Source organism: Pseudoxanthomonas fibrivorans, assembly GCF_041464125.1.
Taxonomy (GTDB): domain Bacteria; phylum Pseudomonadota; class Gammaproteobacteria; order Xanthomonadales; family Xanthomonadaceae; genus Pseudoxanthomonas.
The window spans coordinates 514,913-529,875 of the sequence record NZ_JBGNUG010000002.1 but is presented as its reverse complement, the minus strand read 5'-3'; the positions used below and the strand labels follow the sequence as shown (position 1 = coordinate 529,875).

General features: G+C 72.1%; 10 protein-coding genes and 1 pseudogene. 3 read left to right on the top strand and 8 right to left on the bottom strand.

Annotation, left to right across the window (positions count from 1 at the left end; translation table 11 throughout):
• Nucleotides 1-12: 12 nt before the first annotated feature.
• Nucleotides 13-4,230: an ATP-dependent RNA helicase HrpA gene (gene hrpA, locus ACA089_RS15860; protein ID WP_372018734.1), complete on the bottom strand. Its 4,218-nt coding sequence runs from the start codon at nucleotides 4,228-4,230 to the stop codon at nucleotides 13-15.
• Nucleotides 4,231-4,330: 100 nt separating this feature from the next.
• Here hrpA and ACA089_RS15855 point away from each other — a divergent pair, with 100 nt between their 5' ends.
• Nucleotides 4,331-4,900: a Dps family protein gene (locus ACA089_RS15855; protein ID WP_372018731.1), complete on the top strand. Its 570-nt coding sequence runs from the start codon at nucleotides 4,331-4,333 to the stop codon at nucleotides 4,898-4,900.
• A 109-nt stretch (nucleotides 4,901-5,009) separates the two neighbouring features.
• On the opposite strand, the gene clpB is transcribed toward ACA089_RS15855, so the two are convergent.
• Nucleotides 5,010-7,595 carry an ATP-dependent chaperone ClpB gene (gene clpB, locus ACA089_RS15850; protein WP_372018728.1) on the bottom strand — a complete coding sequence of 862 codons (2,586 nt, stop codon included), beginning with the start codon at nucleotides 7,593-7,595 and terminating at the stop codon, nucleotides 5,010-5,012.
• 134 nt (nucleotides 7,596-7,729) lie between these two features.
• On the opposite strand from clpB, the gene ACA089_RS15845 reads away from it, so the two are divergent.
• Complete coding sequence (locus tag ACA089_RS15845; RefSeq protein WP_372018726.1) at nucleotides 7,730-8,029, top strand: GIY-YIG nuclease family protein; 300 nt, start codon at nucleotides 7,730-7,732, stop codon at nucleotides 8,027-8,029.
• 26 nt (nucleotides 8,030-8,055) lie between these two features.
• Nucleotides 8,056-9,246 carry a saccharopine dehydrogenase family protein gene (locus ACA089_RS15840; protein ID WP_372018723.1) on the top strand — a complete coding sequence of 397 codons (1,191 nt, stop codon included), beginning with the start codon at nucleotides 8,056-8,058 and terminating at the stop codon, nucleotides 9,244-9,246.
• Here ACA089_RS15840 and ACA089_RS15835 read toward each other — a convergent pair.
• From ACA089_RS15835 to ACA089_RS15810, 6 genes and pseudogenes are all read right to left on the bottom strand, one after another.
• Nucleotides 9,242-9,692 (bottom strand): annotated as a pseudogene (locus ACA089_RS15835) (thiol-disulfide oxidoreductase DCC family protein); the annotation flags it as partial. The gene ACA089_RS15840 and the pseudogene ACA089_RS15835 sit on opposite strands and share 5 nt — an antisense overlap.
• Nucleotides 9,634-10,020, bottom strand: a complete 387-nt coding sequence (locus ACA089_RS15830; RefSeq protein WP_372018721.1) for a DUF4166 domain-containing protein — start codon at nucleotides 10,018-10,020, stop codon at nucleotides 9,634-9,636. The gene ACA089_RS15830 and the pseudogene ACA089_RS15835, both read right to left, overlap by 59 nt.
• Before the next feature lie 57 nt (nucleotides 10,021-10,077).
• Nucleotides 10,078-10,227: a hypothetical protein gene (locus ACA089_RS15825; RefSeq protein ID WP_372018719.1), complete on the bottom strand. Its 150-nt coding sequence runs from the start codon at nucleotides 10,225-10,227 to the stop codon at nucleotides 10,078-10,080.
• 128 nt (nucleotides 10,228-10,355) lie between these two features.
• On the bottom strand, nucleotides 10,356-11,939 hold the full coding sequence (locus ACA089_RS15820; RefSeq protein WP_372018717.1) for a SulP family inorganic anion transporter: 1,584 nt from the start codon (nucleotides 11,937-11,939) through the stop codon (nucleotides 10,356-10,358).
• 74 nt (nucleotides 11,940-12,013) lie between these two features.
• A complete protein-coding gene (locus ACA089_RS15815; protein WP_372018714.1) occupies nucleotides 12,014-14,278 on the bottom strand; it encodes a TonB-dependent receptor in 2,265 nt (754 codons plus the stop codon).
• Nucleotides 14,279-14,365: 87 nt separating this feature from the next.
• Nucleotides 14,366-14,830, bottom strand: coding sequence for a DUF3574 domain-containing protein (locus tag ACA089_RS15810; RefSeq protein WP_372018711.1), 465 nt, complete (start codon nucleotides 14,828-14,830; stop codon nucleotides 14,366-14,368).
• Nucleotides 14,831-14,963 lie beyond the last annotated feature (133 nt).

The window sequence follows — 14,963 nt, the reverse complement described above, 5'->3', positions numbered from 1 at the left end:
CGCGGCGCAACGTCATCCCAGCGCCGCCAGGCGCTGGGCCAGCTTCTTCGGCGACACGCCGCCGCGCGAGCCCAGTTCCTGGGCGAACAGCGACACGCGCAGTTCCTCCAGGTCCCAGCGCAGCGCCTGCCAGCCGGGCTCGTCGTCCGTGCCGCGCTCACGCGCGCCCGCCAGCGCGTCGGCGAACGGTTTCAGTTCCAGCATCCGGGCCTGGTCGCGTGCCGGGTCGCGCAGCGCGCGCTCGGCGCGCAGCGACATGCCCTTGAGCCAGCGCGGGAACTGCGCCAGCGCCTCGGCCGGCGTGTGCCGCAGGAACCCCGGATGGACCAGCCCGTCGAGCTGCATGCGCAGGTCGTCCAGGTTGCCGCTGGCCCAGCCCATCAGGGGCGCCTCGAGCTTCGGCTTCAGTTCGGCCACCGCGGCCAGGATCTGCTCGGCCAGCTGCAGGCGGGCCATCGCCTCGCCGAACAGCGCGCGCCCGGCGGCCTCGGCGCGGCGCGCGAACGCGGCGCCATCGCGGAGGTCGTCCAGCCCGTCGGCGAGCACCGCGTTGAGCGCGGCCTCGACCAGGTCGGCGCGCAGCTGTTCCTTCTCCTTCGCCTTGGCCTCCGGCCCTGGGCCGAATTGCTCGATCGCCGCGTACAGCAGGCCGAGCTTGGGCGACACCGGCAGCTGCCTGCGAGCCTGCCGCGCCTTGTCGGCCAGCGCGATCCGCAGCAGCCGCTCGACCCCGCGCGGATGCGCGGCCTCGGCCTGGGCGCGGTCGGCGAACACCCGCAGCAGCGCATGGTCGCCGGCATCGACCAGCGCGGGCCAACCCGGCACCCCCGCCTCGCCGGCCACCTGCAGCGGGATCGGCTCGACCGGGAACTCGCGCAGTTCGGCGCTCGCCGCGGCCAGGGCGCGCCCGGCCCGCGCGGCGAAGGCGCGCCCGGCGCGTTCGCCGAACTGCGCGCGCAGCGCGTCCAGGTCGCGCGATTCCGCCAGCACGCGGCCGCCCTGCGAAGGGTCTTCGCGCAGGCGCAGGTTCATCCGCAGGTGCGGTTCCAGCGCGGCCTCGTCGAAGTCCAGCGCCGCCACCTGCACGCCGGTCGCGCGCGACAGGAACCGGGCCAGCTCGCCGGTGACCGCATCGGCCGAGGGCTGCGGGAACGCCTCGAAGAACGCGCGGCCGAAGTCGGGCGCCGGCACGTAGTTGCGGCGCATGGCCTTGGGCAGGCCGCGGATCAGCCCGGCCGCCTTGTCGGCAACGAAGCCCGGCGCCAGCCAGGACAGGCGCGCCGGATCCAGCGCGTTGAGCAGCGGCAGCGGTACTTCCAGGGTCACGCCGTCGTCGGCCGCGCCCGGTTCGAAGCGGTAGTGCAGCGGCAGCCGCGCATCGCCGAGCGGCAGGTACTTCGGGAACAGGTCGTCCTGCCCGCCTTCGCCCGGCAGCAGGTCGGCCGCCGACCAGCGCAGGCCGCGCCGGTGCGCGTCGTCGAGCCGGCGGTACCACGCATCCAGGCCGGTCGCGGAGTGGATCTCGCCCGGCACCCGGTCCAGGTACCAGCGCGCCTGCCACTGCTCGTCGGCGACCAGGCCGGCGCGGCGCAGCTTGGCCTCCTCCTCGCGCGCCTGCTCCAGGGTCTTCAGGTTGGCGTCGACGAACGAGGCCTTGGTGTCGATCTCGCCGGTGACCAGCGCCTGGCGGACGAACAGCTCGTGCGCGCCGGCGGGGTCGATGCGGCCGTAATGCACCGGCCGCTTCGGCGCCAGCACCAGTCCGAACAGGCTGATCTGCTCGGAGGCCAGGACATTGCCCTGCGCGCGCGACCAGCGCGGGTCGAAATGCTTGCGCGCGAGCAGGTGCGGCAGTTCGGCGATGGCCCAGTCCGGCTCGATCGCCGCGGCGGTCAGGCCCCAGACCTTCTGCGTGTCCAGCAGGGTGGCGACCAGCACCCACGGCGGCGGCTTCCTGGCCAGCGGCGACGCCGGGAACAGCTGGAAGCGGCGCTGGCGCGGGGCCTGGTAGTCGCCCTTCTCGGTGCGGTGGCCGACCTGGGTCGGCAGGCCGGCCAGTAGCGCGCGGTGCAGCGACTGGTAGGCGGCGGCGCGTTCGCGGGCGCCGAAGCGCGAAGCGGCTTCAGGCGCAGTGCTTTTCTCCCTGGTCGCGGCCGCCTTGGCGACCGGTGCCGGCCCATTCGCGGCGCCCTTGCCGTCGCGCGCCAGGCGCGCGGCCCGGTGCAATTCGCCACGGGTCGGCCGATCGGATGCGGCGCGCTCGTCACCGGCCGGCGCGCCGGCCAGCAGCGGCAGCACCGACTGTTCGACGGCTTCCTCGCGCCAGCCCAGTTCGTCGCACAGCAGCTTGAGCTGGCGATGCAGCTCGCGCCATTCGCGCATGCGCAGGAAGCCGAGGAAGCGCTTGCCGCACCAGTCGCGCAGCTTCGACTGGGTCAGCTCTTCGTGGGCGGTATCGTAGGCCTGCCACAGGCGCAGGATGCCGACGAACTCCGAACGCGCATCGGCGAACTGCGCATGCGCGTTGTCGGCGGCCTCGCGCGCTTCCGGCGGGCGTTCGCGCGGATCCTGCACGCCGAGGAAGGCGGCGATCGGCAGCATCGCGCGCAGGCAGCCGTGGGCCTGCGCGGACACCAGCATCCGCGAGAGCTTCACGTCCACCGGCAGGCGCGCCATCTGCCGCCCGGTGGCGGTCAGGCGGCGCTGGCCATCGGCCTCCTCGATCGCGCCCAGTTCGACCAGCTGCTGCCAGCCGTCGGCGATGGCGCGCTCGTCCGGCGGTTCGAGGAACGGGAAATCCTCGATTCGCCCGAGGCCCAGGTGCAGCATGCGCAGGATCACGCCGGCCAGGCTCGAGCGGCGGATCTCCGGGTCGGTGAACTCTGGCCGCGACTGGAAATCGGCCTCGGCGTAGAGGCGGTAGCACACGCCCTCGGCGATGCGCCCGCAGCGGCCCTTGCGCTGGTTGGCGCTGGCCTGGCTGATCGGCTCCACGTGCAGGCGGTCAATCTTGGAACGCGGGCTGTAGCGCTTGATCCGCGCCTCGCCCGGATCGACCACGTAGCGGATCCGGGGCACCGTCAGCGACGTCTCGGCCACGTTGGTGGCCAGCACGATGCGCCGCTGCGGGCCGGGGTTGAACACCCGGTCCTGGTCGCGCGCCGACAGCCGCGCGTACAGCGGCAGCACCTCGGTCGAGCGGTACTGGCGCCTCTCCAGCGCACGGTGCAGGTCGCGGATCTCGCGCTCGCCGGGCAGGAACACCAGCACGTCGCCGCGCGGGTCGGCGGCGGTGATCTCGTCCATCGCGGCGGTGATTGCGGCCAGCGGATCGAGCTCGCGGGCCGCGTCGGCTTCGCGCCTGCCCCGGCCGGGCCGCGCAGCCCTGCCGGTCGCGGCCCCGGCCTGGGCAGCGGAAGCGGCTTCGTCGCCCTCGCCGCCCGGCGGCCGGTAGCGCACCTCCACCGGATAGGTGCGGCCGGCCACTTCCACCACCGGCGCGTCGTCGAAATGCCTGGAGAAGCGCGCGGTGTCGATCGTGGCCGAGGTGACGATGACCTTGAGGTCGTCGCGCCGGCGCAGCAGCTGCTTCAGGTAACCGAGCAGGAAGTCGATGTTGAGGCTGCGCTCGTGCGCCTCGTCGATGATGATCGTGTCGTACGAAGAGAGCCAGCGGTCGGAGGCGATCTCGGCCAGCAGGATGCCGTCGGTCATGAACTTGACCCGGGTGTCGGCGCCGACGTTGTCGGTGAAGCGCACCTGGTAACCGACCTGCCCGCCCAGCGGGGTCTTCAGCTCCTCGGCCACGCGCGCGGCCACCGCGCGGGCGGCGATCCGGCGCGGCTGGGTGCAGCCGATCGTGCCGGCCACGCCGCGGCCGGCGGCCAGGCACAGCTTGGGCAACTGGGTGGTCTTGCCGGAGCCGGTCTCGCCGGCCACCACCACCACCGGGTGTTCGCGGATCAGTTCGACGATGCGTTCGGCCTCGGCCGCGATCGGCAGCGCCGTGTCGACGCTCACCGCGGGCACGCTGCCGGCCCGCGCCCGGCATGCCGCGACCGATGCCTGCAGCGCCGTTTCGAACCGTCCACGCAGGTCCGCGTCGGCCGGCTTGCCGCGCCAGCGCGACCACAACCTGTGCAGCCGGCCGCGGTCGCGGCTCAGCGCCTGCCCGATCCCGTCGCGGCCGGCTTGCAGCTGCGTGCGCAGTTCCTGGGGAGTCGATTCCATCAATGCGGCCGTGTGAAACTTTGCATAACGCGTCGGGGTTTAACGTCTATTGTGACAGCCCCATCTCCCCCCTGTGGACCCACCCCCGAAGGAGCCGTTCATGGCCAAGACCAAGACCAGCAAGACGAACAAGACCAGCAAGGGCGAAGCGCCGGCCGCCAAGGCCAAGGGCATCAACCCGGTGGCGTCGACCTCGCGCATCGACATCGGCATCGCCAGCGGCGACCGCAAGGAGATCGCCGAGGGCCTGTCGCGCTACCTGTCCGACGCCTTCACCCTGTACCTGAAGACCCACAACTTCCACTGGAACGTGACCGGGCCGATGTTCAACTCGCTGCACAACATGTTCGAGCAGCAGTACACCGAGCAGTGGAACGCCCTGGACGAGGTCGCCGAGCGCACCCGCGCGCTGGGCTTCAACACCCCCGGCTCCTACGCCGAGTTCATCCGCCTGACCTCGATCCGCGAGGAGCCGGGCGCGGACGGCGTGCCGGACTGGAAGGGCATGGTCCAGCAGCTGGTCGCCGGCAACGAGGCGGTGTGCCGCACCGCGCGCGCGGTGCTCAAGACCGCCGACGACGCCGGCGACGACCCGACCGTGGACCTGCTCACCCAGCGCCTGCAGACCCACGAGAAGTACGCCTGGATGCTGCGCTCGCTGCTCGAGTGACCGCGTGCGGGGCGGCCGGAAGGCCGTGCAGTTCCGCGCCGCGACGGCCGCCTCCGGGCGGCCGTCGTCGTCTGGCGCCGCGCTACCGCCGCGCGCCCGGCTCGCCGGCTCAGCCCCTGGCGAACACCAGTTGCCCGCCGCCGGCGTCCACCCTGACCGTGTCGCCGTTGCCGAACTCGCCCGCCAGGATCTTCTGCGCCAGCGGGTTCTCGATCTGGGCCTGGATCGCGCGCTTGAGTGGCCGCGCGCCGTAGACCGGGTCGAAGCCGACGTTTCCGAGCAGCTCGAACGCCTGTTCGGACAGGTCCAGCTTCAGCCCGCGCTCGCCCAGCCGCTTCTCCAGGCCGCGCAGCTGGATCCGCGCGATCGACTTGATCTGCTGCTTGTCCAGTGGGTGGAACACGACGATGTCGTCGAGCCGGTTGATGAACTCCGGGCGGAAGTGCGCCTGGACCACGCCCATCACCGCCGCCTTCATCTGCGTGTAGGCCTCCGCGCTGCCGTCGCCGCTGAGCTCCTGGATCTGGTGCGAGCCCAGGTTGGAGGTCATCACGATGACGGTATTGCGGAAGTCGACTGTGCGGCCCTGGCCGTCGGTCAGGCGGCCGTCGTCCAGCACCTGCAGCAGGATGTTGAACACGTCCGGGTGCGCCTTCTCGACCTCGTCGAGCAGGATCAGCGAATACGGCCGGCGGCGCACCGCCTCGGTCAGGTAGCCACCCTCCTCGTAGCCGACGTAGCCGGGAGGCGCGCCGATCAGGCGGGCCACCGAGTGCTTCTCCATGAACTCGCTCATGTCGATCCGCACCATCGCGTCGGACGAATCGAACAGGAACTCGGCCAGCGACTTGCACAGTTCGGTCTTGCCCACGCCGGTGGGGCCGAGGAACAGGAACGAGCCGATCGGCCGGTTCGGGTCGGACAGCCCGGCGCGCGAACGGCGCACCGCGTCGGAGACCACCCGGATCGCCTCTTCCTGGCCGACCACGCGCCGGCCCAGGTCCGATTCCATCCGCAGCAGCTTCTCGCGCTCGCCTTCCAGCATCCGGTTGACCGGGATGCCGGTCCAGCGCGAGACCACCTCGGCGATCTCCTCGTCGGTCACCCGGTCCTGGACCAGCCTGAATTCCTTCTGCTCGGCTTCCTGAGCGGCAGCCAGCTGCTTTTCCAGCGACGGCAGCGTGCCGTACTGGATCTCGCTCATCCTGGCGTAGTCCTGGCGGCGCTGCGCGCCTTCCAGCTCCAGCCGGGCCTGTTCGATCTGCTCCTTGATCTTGGTCGCGCCCTGCAGTGCGGCCTTCTCCGACTTCCAGACCTCGTCCAGGTCGGAGAACTCGCGCCCGAGCTTGTCGATGTCGCTTTCCAGGTCGGCCAGGCGCTGCCGGCTGGCGTCGTCCTTCTCCTTCTTCAGCATCTCGCGCTGGATCTTGAGCTGGATCAGCCGGCGCTCCAGGCGGTCCAGTTCCTCGGGCTTGGAGTCGATCTCCATGCGGATGCGCGAGGCGGCCTCGTCCATTAGGTCGATGGCCTTGTCCGGCAGCTGGCGGTCGGTGATGTAGCGGTTGGACAGCGTGGCCGCGGCGACGATCGCCGGGTCGGTGATCTCCACGCCGTGGTGGACCGCGTAGCGCTCCTTCAGTCCGCGCAGGATCGCGATGGTGTCCTCGACGCTGGGCTCGCCGACGAACACCTTCTGGAAGCGGCGCTCCAGCGCGGCGTCCTTCTCGATGTACTGGCGGTACTCGTCCAGGGTGGTGGCACCGATGCAGTGCAGTTCACCCCTCGCCAGAGCAGGCTTGAGCATGTTGCCCGCGTCCATCGCGCCATCGGCCTTGCCGGCGCCGACCATGGTGTGCAGTTCGTCGATGAACAGGATGATCTGGCCTTCGTTCTTGGCCAGGTCGTTGAGCACGCCCTTCAGCCGCTCCTCGAACTCGCCGCGGAACTTGGCGCCGGCGATCAGCGCGCCCATGTCCAGCGAGAGCACGCGCTTGCCGCGCAGGCCCTCGGGCACCTCGTCGTTGATGATGCGCTGGGCGAGGCCTTCGACGATGGCGGTCTTGCCCACGCCGGGCTCGCCGATCAGCACCGGGTTGTTCTTGGTCCGCCGCTGCAGGACCTGGATCGTGCGGCGGATCTCCTCGTCGCGGCCGATCACCGGGTCGAGCTTGCCCGACTCGGCGCGCGCGGTCAGGTCGATGGTGTATTTCTCCAGCGCCTGGCGCTGGTCTTCCGCATTTTCGGACTGCACGGTCTCGCCTCCCCGGATCTTCTCGATCGCCGCCTGCACCTTCGCCTTCGTCGCGCCCGCCGCCTTCAGCGCCTGCCCGACCGGGCCGCCATCCTCGACCGCCGCCAGCACGAACCACTCGCTGGCGATGAACTGGTCGCCGGCCTGCTGGGCCAGTTTGTCGGTCAGGTTGAGCAGGCGGGTCAGGTCGTTGCCGACCGACAGGTTGCCGGCCTGGCCGGATACCTTCGGCAGCTTCTCCAGCACCTCGCCCAGGCGTTCGCGCAGCAGCGGCACGTTGACCCCGGACTGGGCGAGCAGCGGCCGGGTGCTGCCGCCGGCCTGCTCCAGCAGGGCAGTGAGCACGTGTGCCGGCTCGAGCAGGGTGTGGTCGCGGCCCACGGCCAGCGACTGCGCGTCGGCCAGCGCCTGCTGGAAACGCGAGGTGAGCTTGTCCATCCGCATCGGGGATCCCTCGTATCAGAGCGGCCGGCGGTGCCGGCAATGCTACCCAGATGAGGTTGCGAAGGGGTGTTTCAAGATGGCGTGAGATCGATGTTCAGCGGAACGGCGGCGCGGACGCGACGGATAATGCGGCGATGCCCGACGCCCGCCCCTGGTACCTCTACCTGCTGCTGTGCCGCAACGGTGCCTGGTACGCCGGCATCACCCCGGACCTGGACGCGCGCTTCCGCGCCCATGCCGCCGGCACCGGCGCCCGCTACACCCGGGCCAATCCGCCGGTGCGCCTGCTCGGCAGCCGCGCCTATCCCGACCGCGCCGCGGCCTCGCGGGCCGAATGGACGATCAAGCGGCTGCCGCGGGACCGCAAGCTGGCGTTCCTGCTGGACGGCGTGGGGGATGCGACCGGCAGCGGGCAGGCCGGCCGGGATCCGTGACGCCGGCGCGCCCGGCGGAAGCGGAGGTGGACATCGCGGCACGCGCGCAGCCTGCGCGCGACTACCATGCCGGCATGCGCATCATCGTCCTCGGCGGGTACGGCCACTTCGGCGGCCGCATCTGCCACACGCTGGCGGCCGACGGCCGGTTCGAGGTGCACGTGGCGGGACGCGACGAGGCGCGCGCACGCGCCTTCATCGCGGCCAGCGGCGACCGTGCCGGCGCGATGCGGCCGCTGCGCCTGGACGCCGGCGCCGCCGGGCTCACCGCGCGCCTGGCCGCGCTGGCGCCCGACCTGGTCATCCACACCGCCGGCCCGTTCCAGGGCGCCGGATACGGCGTCGCCCGCGCCGCGCTCGCCGCCGGCGCGCACTACGTCGACCTGGCCGATGCCCGCGACCACGTGGCCGGCTTCGCGGCGGCGCTCGACGCGCCGGCGCGCGCGGCCGGCCGGCTCGCCGTCGGCGGCGCCAGCAGCGTGCCGGGCCTCAGCGGCGCGGTGGTGCAGGCGCACCTGCACCGGTTCGCGTCGCTGCAGTCGCTGGACATCGGCATCAGTCCCGGCAACCGCACGCCGCGCGGGCTGGCCACGACCGAGGCGATCCTGGGCTATGTCGGCCGGCCGTTCCCGCTGCGGCGCGAGGGCGGCTGGCGCCGGGCGCACGGCTGGCAGTCGCTGCGCCGCGAGCGCTATCCGGGGGTGGGCGTGCGCTGGCTGGCCCGCTGCGACGTGCCGGACCTGGCGGTACTGCCGGCGCGCCATCCCGGCCTGCGCGACTGCGATTTCCGCGCCGGCCTGGAGCTGCGCCGCATGCACTTCGGCCTGTGGCTGGCGAGCTGGGCGGTGCGCGCGGGCGTGGTGCGGCGCCTGCCGGCATGGGCCGGGCCGCTGCTGCGCCTGAGCGGGCGCTGGCTCGACGAAGGTTCGGACGTGGGCGTGATGCACGTGGACATGCGCGGGACCGGCGTCGGCGACGGCCATCCCCTCGCCCTGCGCTGGCTGCTGGTGGCCCGCGGTGGCGATGGCCCGCAGATCCCCTGCACGGCGGCGATCGTGCTCGCACGGATGCTGGCGGAGGGCCGGCTCGCGGACACCGGCGCGCGCGCGTGCCTGGACCTGTTCACCCTCGACGATTACCTGGACGCGCTGCGCGGCTTCGACATCCAGGCCACCCTGCTCGGGCCGGACCCGGCACGTCGCCGGGTCGTCCGATGAAGCGGTCCTCTTCGCCGGGCCGCGGCACGCGACACGCCGGGCGCCGGCCGGACCAGCGGTAGCGGTTGCGCGCCAGCCAGCGGTACGCCATGTCGCGCAGGCGGCGGGGCAGCACGCGCGCGACGGTCGCGGCCCTCCATGCGCCGCCCAGGCCGGCAAGAACGCGCACGATCGCATCGCTGCCGGTATGCGCGCACTCGCCGTCCAGCAGCAGGAACGAGGCCGGGTCGTCGGGATCCAGGCCGTGTGCGGCCAGCAGCCCGCGTCCTGCCGGCGACTGCATCGCGGCATAGCGGTACCGCGCCTGGCGGTCGCGCGCGAGCACGAGCGATCCAGCCGTTGCACAGCACGCAGGCCGCATCGAAGACGATGACCGCGTGGCCGGCCTCAGGCACCGGCGCCGTCCAGGCGGCCCCCGCCTTCGACCGGTTCGAGCCAGCCCTCATAGCGGACCAGCGGGCCGAGCAGCGGCAACTCCGCGTCCACCCGGAACTCGTAGCGGCCCGCATGCTCGCGCTCGCGGCACTGCACCCGTCCGAACAGTGCCGCGGGCAGCGGCAGGATCCCGAGCAGGCGCACGCCGGCCACGTTCCAGTAGATGGCGCCGTCGGCGGTATGCAGGAGGAAGCGGAACTGCAACGGCCCGAGCCGTTCGCAGAGCAGGCCGCTGCGGCACTTGAGCTTCGAGGACATCGGGTGGCCGCCGAAATCGCGGCGCCAGGTCTCGCTGCGGGCATCGGCGGTGAACTCCACCCGCAGCGGCGCATCGGCCATCGCCGGCGGCAGGCCGGCGATGGCACCGCAGAAGCGCGCCAGCGGATTCGCACCGCGCTAGATGTCGACCCGGCCTGCGTACGTGGCACGCCCGCGGACCGAGTGCAGCGCGCGCAGGCTGTCGGGCAGGTTGAAGAACGGCGCGCGCAGCACCTGCTGGAACACGGTCGGCTCGATGGCGGGCGGGAGGGCGGACGGCTTGGCCATGGACGGGGCATCGTGGGATGCGGACAGGATAAGCCGCCACCCGCCGGCGGCGGCAGCCGCCCGCCGCCCCGCGGCGCCGGCCATCCGCCCCGGCCTGCCCTCTCCCCGGGCGGACCGGTCGGCCGGGGTCAGCCGCTGGCCCGCGGCTTCTGCAGCGACAGCAGCGCCAGCAGCACCGCCAGCGCGGCGTAGGCGGCGGCGAACTGCCAGGCGATCAGCTTCGGCAGCCCTTCCAGGGTCCACGGCAAGTAGATCCCGCCGCGCGGATCGACCGAATGCACGAAGCCGAACAGGGTCAGCGCCGCGGCCAGCAGCAGCACGCCGGCGGCGCGCCGCACGTGGCCGTCGACCAGCGCCACCAGCGCGGTGCCCCAGAGCATGGCGGTGATGATGAAGCCGTTGCCCAGGGTCACGATCGCGGCCAGCTCCGAGAGCCCGTGGCCGTCGCCCGCGGCATACAGCACGGCATGCTGCGCCGGGGCGATCCACGCCGGGTTGCCGAGCTTGATCGCCAGCAGGTAGGCGACCGACGGCAGGAATGCCAGCGCCACCGCCGGCGCATGCCGGCGCTCGGTGGCGTGGAACGCCTGCACGGTGATGTCCAGGCCGACGTACACGATGATCGGCGCCAGCACCGCCACCGGCAGCCACTGCACCAGCCCGGCGAGGTAGCCGAACACACCGCCGAGGCCGATGAACAGTCCCGCCAGCAGCGTGTAGCCGTGGCGCGCACCCATGTGCTTGTACGCGGGCTGGCCGATGTAGGGCGTGGTCTGGGCGACACCGCCGCAGGCACCGGCCAGCAGCGTGGCCAGCGCCTCGACCAGCAGCACGTCGCGGGTCCGGTAGTCGTCGCCGGCCGCGCGCGCGCTTTCGGCGACATTGATCCCGCCCACCACCATCAGCAGCCCGAACGGCAGCAGCAGCGGCAGGAACGGCACCGTGGCCGGCAGCCCGGCGATGAAGCCCGCGTTCGGCAGCGGCAGCGCGAACGCCAGGGTCACGCCCTGCGGCAGGCCGAAGCCGGGCATGCCCAGGCCCGCCAGGCCCAGCCCGTAATACAGCGTGGTGCCGACCAGCAGCGCGACCAGCACGCCGGGCAGGCGCACCGGCAGGCGGCCGCGCGCGACCAGCACGTACAGCAGCAGGCCGAGGGTGACCAGGCCGGCGACCGGCGAGCGCAGGGTTTCGATCAGCGGCAGGAAGCCCAGCAGCGCCAGCGCCGCGCCACCGATCGAGCCGAGCAGCGCCGCGCGCGGCACCGCGCGGGTGATCGCGTCGCCGCAGAACGACAGCACCAGCTTGAGCGTGCCCATCACCACCAGCGAGGCCATGCCCAGTTGCCAGGTGGCGATCGCCGCGGCCTGTTCGTCCATGCCCTGCTGGCGGAACGCGAGGAAGCCGGGGCCCAGCACCAGCAGCGCCATGCCGATGCTGGTCGGCGCATCCAGGCCGAGCGGCATCGCGGTGACGTCGTCGCGGCCGGTGCGCATGGCCAGGCGCCGCGCCATCGCGGTGTAGGCGAGGTTGCCGGCGAGCACCCCCAGCGCGGTGCCGGGGAACATCTTCGTGTACACGACCTCGGCCGGGAACCCGAAGATCCCGACCAGGGCCAGCGCGATGAAGCCCAGGATCGACAGGTTGTCGAGCACCAGGCCGAAAAAACCGTTGAGGTCGCCGGCGACGAACCAGCGCGGACGTGATGGCGCCATCGGCGGCTACCTGCGTTGGGGGGGAGAGACGGAGCGTCCGGCCGGCGCCCCGGGCGCCGGCCGGTATCCCGGGCTCAGAAGCTCCAGCGGAACTCGGCACCCCACGTGCGCGGCTCGTTGATGAAGCCGGTCAGGTTGTTGAAGTCGATGCCGCCGACGATCCGGGTCTGGTCGGTGATGTTGCGGCCGAACAGGGCCAGGTCGTAGGCGCCGTCGCCCCAGCCGTAACCCACGCGCAGGCCGCCTTCGACCGAGGAGCGGCCGCGGAACTCGGCCGACTCGTACAGGAAGAAGTTGACCTCGCTGCGGTAGGCCCAGTCGGTGAAGAAGTACAGCTCGCCCTCGCTGAGCGGGATGCCCCAGCGCAGGGTCAGGTTGTGGATCCACTCCGGCGCCTGCGGCAGCGAGTTGCCGTCGATCAGCGCGTAGGTGCCGCCGCCGATGGTCACGGTCGGGTCGGTCACGGTGCAGCCGCCGCCGCAGACCGCCACGGCCAGGTCCTCGTCGTCGATGCGCGTGCCGTTGTAGCTGCTGCCCCAGGTCAGCAGCAGGCCGTCGGCCAGCCACGCCTCCAGGTCCAGCTCGACGCCCTGTCCCACCGTCTTGTCGGCGTTGAGCAGGGTGGCGATGTTGGCGCCGCCGCCGACCGCGATCAGCTGCTGGTCGCTGACCTCGTAGCGGAACAGGTTGAAGCCCACGCGCGCGCGGCGGTCGAACAGGTCGGCCTTGATGCCGGTCTCGTACGAGATCACCGACTCCGAGTCGGCGGTGGACACGCCGCCGTTCGGCGCGGCGGCCGAGGCGAACAGCAGGCGACCCTGGATCGACGGTGCGCGGAAGCCCTTGGCCACGCGGCCGTAGAGGTTCACCGCCTCGTTGACCTCGTACACCGCGCTGGCGTCCCAGCTGACGTCGTCCACGTCGGTGTCGACCGTGTACGGGCCGCCCACCGGCGCCCCGAACGGCGCGCCCTCCAGCACGCTGGCCGAGAAGTCCTTCTCGTCCCTGGTGTAGCGCACGCCGCCACGCAGCTTCAGCTTGTCCGTGGCCGCGTATTCGGCCGAAGCGAACACCGCCCACGCGGTGTTCTCCTGCTCCTGCACGGCATGGCCGGCCTGCGGGTTGCCGGGCGCCAGCGAGTCGTAGTTGAAGCTGTCGATGGTCAGGTCTTCGCGGTACCAGAAGAAGCCGGCCTGCCAGTCGAAGCGGCCGCCGTAGTCCGATTCCAGGCGGAACTCCTGGGTGACCTGCTTGTGGTCCGGGATGCCGTCGGCCGACTCGGAGGCGAACGGGATGAAGCCCGGGCCGGACATGCCCGGGGGCAGGAACGCCGCGCCATAGCCGCCGTCGATGTCGCCGCGGTTGAGCGACTCCAGGGTCTCGTAGCCGGTGATCGAGTGCAGGCTCAGGTTGCCGAAGTCCCAGCGCAGGCGCGCGCTGCCGCCCCAGGTCTCCAGGTCGGAGAAGTTGACGCCGTCCAGCGCCACCTCGTCCTTGTCGAAGCCCGGCACGAAGCGGTTGCTGCCCGGCTCGATGATGTTGGCGCGGAACAGGCGCGCGGTGCCGTTGAGGTCGCGCCGGTGGAGGTTGAACAGGGCCTCGAAGGCGTCGCCCTCGTACAGGAACTGCACGCGCGCGGCCGATTCGTCGTACCCCTCGAAGCCGTCGTTCGGGCCCGGGTAGGTATTGGTCACCCAGTCGTCGCGGCGCTGGTACAGCGCCGACACACGGGCGGACCAGTTGCCGCCGAGGGCGCCACCGACCGCGCCTTCGAAGTTGACCATCGCGTCGCTCCCGTAGGCCAGCTGGGCGTAGCCGTCCAGCTCCTGCGACGGCCGTACCGAATCGAACTTGACCACGCCGGCCGGCGTGTTGCGGCCGAACAGCGTGCCCTGCGGGCCGCGCAGCACTTCCACCCGCTCGATGTCGAACACCGGGAAACCCTTCAGCAACGGGTTCTCCTGCACGACGTCGTCATACACCAGCGATACCGGCTGCGACGCGTTGAGGTCGAAGTCGGTGTTGCCCAGGCCGCGGATGTAGAAGCGCGGGAACGCGCGGCCATACGACGATTCGATGTTGAGGCTGGGCACGCGCGCCGACAGGAAGCGGATGTCGGTGCCGCCGGAGCCGAGCACGTCCAGCTTCTCGGCGTTGATGCTGGTGATGGACACCGGCACGTCCTGGATGTTCTCGACCTTGCGCTGCGCGGTGACCTGCACCGCGTCCAGGGTCGTGGCCGAGTCCTGGGCGAAGGCGGCGGGCGCGGCGAAGGTCAGGGCGATGGCGAACGCGAGGGTGGAGCGTGACGGCACGGCGAGGCGCGGCGACCGGCTCATGGCGGATGTCCTGGGCGTTGGGTGGAGGGAGGAGTTAACGATAATGCAACATCTGCCGGCCGGGCGGGCGACTGCGGGCCGGGCGCCTCAGAACGACACCTCGGCCGGCTGCAGCGACCAGAGGACGGATTCGTGGCCGGTGGCCCGCTTCCACGCGCTGCGGATCGCCTCGATGTCGGCCCGGCGCCGCGGGGTGTCCTCGTGCAGGATCACCAGCACCCGCGCACGTTGCCGCTCCGGGGCGGGCGCATCCCGGTGACGCCACTGGCCGTAGGCCTCGAACACGGTGAGGCCGTCCGGGAACCGCGGCGTGACCTCGGCGTCCAGGAAGGCACGCCAGCGCGCCGCGTCGACGGCCAGCGCCGCGGCGTCGGCGTCGGCGGCCGGTGTCGCGCCGAAATAGAGCTCGCTGCGCACCCAGCGCGTCGCCGGTACCGGGGTGGCCGCGGCCCGTGGCGGCGCATGCGCGCCAGCGGCGTGCGGGGGCGCGGAGGCGCAGGCGGCGAGCAGGAGAACCAGCAGGGGCGACAGATGGAGCAGGCGCGGCGTCATGGCGATTCCCGGCGAGGTCGGCAGCGTGTGCGGGCGCATCGCGGCCGGCAAACAACGACGGGGAATATGCTCATGCCGCGCGCCGCCGTCCACGTCCGTGAACGGGCGTCGACGACGGCCCACGTAGAATGCG

What these genes read in the sequence shown, in the direction of transcription:
- hrpA (WP_372018734.1), bottom strand. Translation starts at nt 4,230, where the DNA reads ATGGAATCGACTCCCCAGGAACTGCGCACGCAGCTGCAAGCCGGCCGC.
- ACA089_RS15855 (WP_372018731.1), top strand. Translation starts at nt 4,331, where the DNA reads ATGGCCAAGACCAAGACCAGCAAGACGAACAAGACCAGCAAGGGCGAA.
- clpB (WP_372018728.1), bottom strand. Translation starts at nt 7,595, where the DNA reads ATGCGGATGGACAAGCTCACCTCGCGTTTCCAGCAGGCGCTGGCCGAC.
- ACA089_RS15845 (WP_372018726.1), top strand. Translation starts at nt 7,730, where the DNA reads ATGCCCGACGCCCGCCCCTGGTACCTCTACCTGCTGCTGTGCCGCAAC.
- ACA089_RS15830 (WP_372018721.1), bottom strand. Translation starts at nt 10,020, where the DNA reads ATGGCCGATGCGCCGCTGCGGGTGGAGTTCACCGCCGATGCCCGCAGC.
- ACA089_RS15825 (WP_372018719.1), bottom strand. Translation starts at nt 10,227, where the DNA reads ATGGCCAAGCCGTCCGCCCTCCCGCCCGCCATCGAGCCGACCGTGTTC.
- ACA089_RS15820 (WP_372018717.1), bottom strand. Translation starts at nt 11,939, where the DNA reads ATGGCGCCATCACGTCCGCGCTGGTTCGTCGCCGGCGACCTCAACGGT.
- ACA089_RS15815 (WP_372018714.1), bottom strand. Translation starts at nt 14,278, where the DNA reads ATGAGCCGGTCGCCGCGCCTCGCCGTGCCGTCACGCTCCACCCTCGCG.
- ACA089_RS15810 (WP_372018711.1), bottom strand. Translation starts at nt 14,830, where the DNA reads ATGACGCCGCGCCTGCTCCATCTGTCGCCCCTGCTGGTTCTCCTGCTC.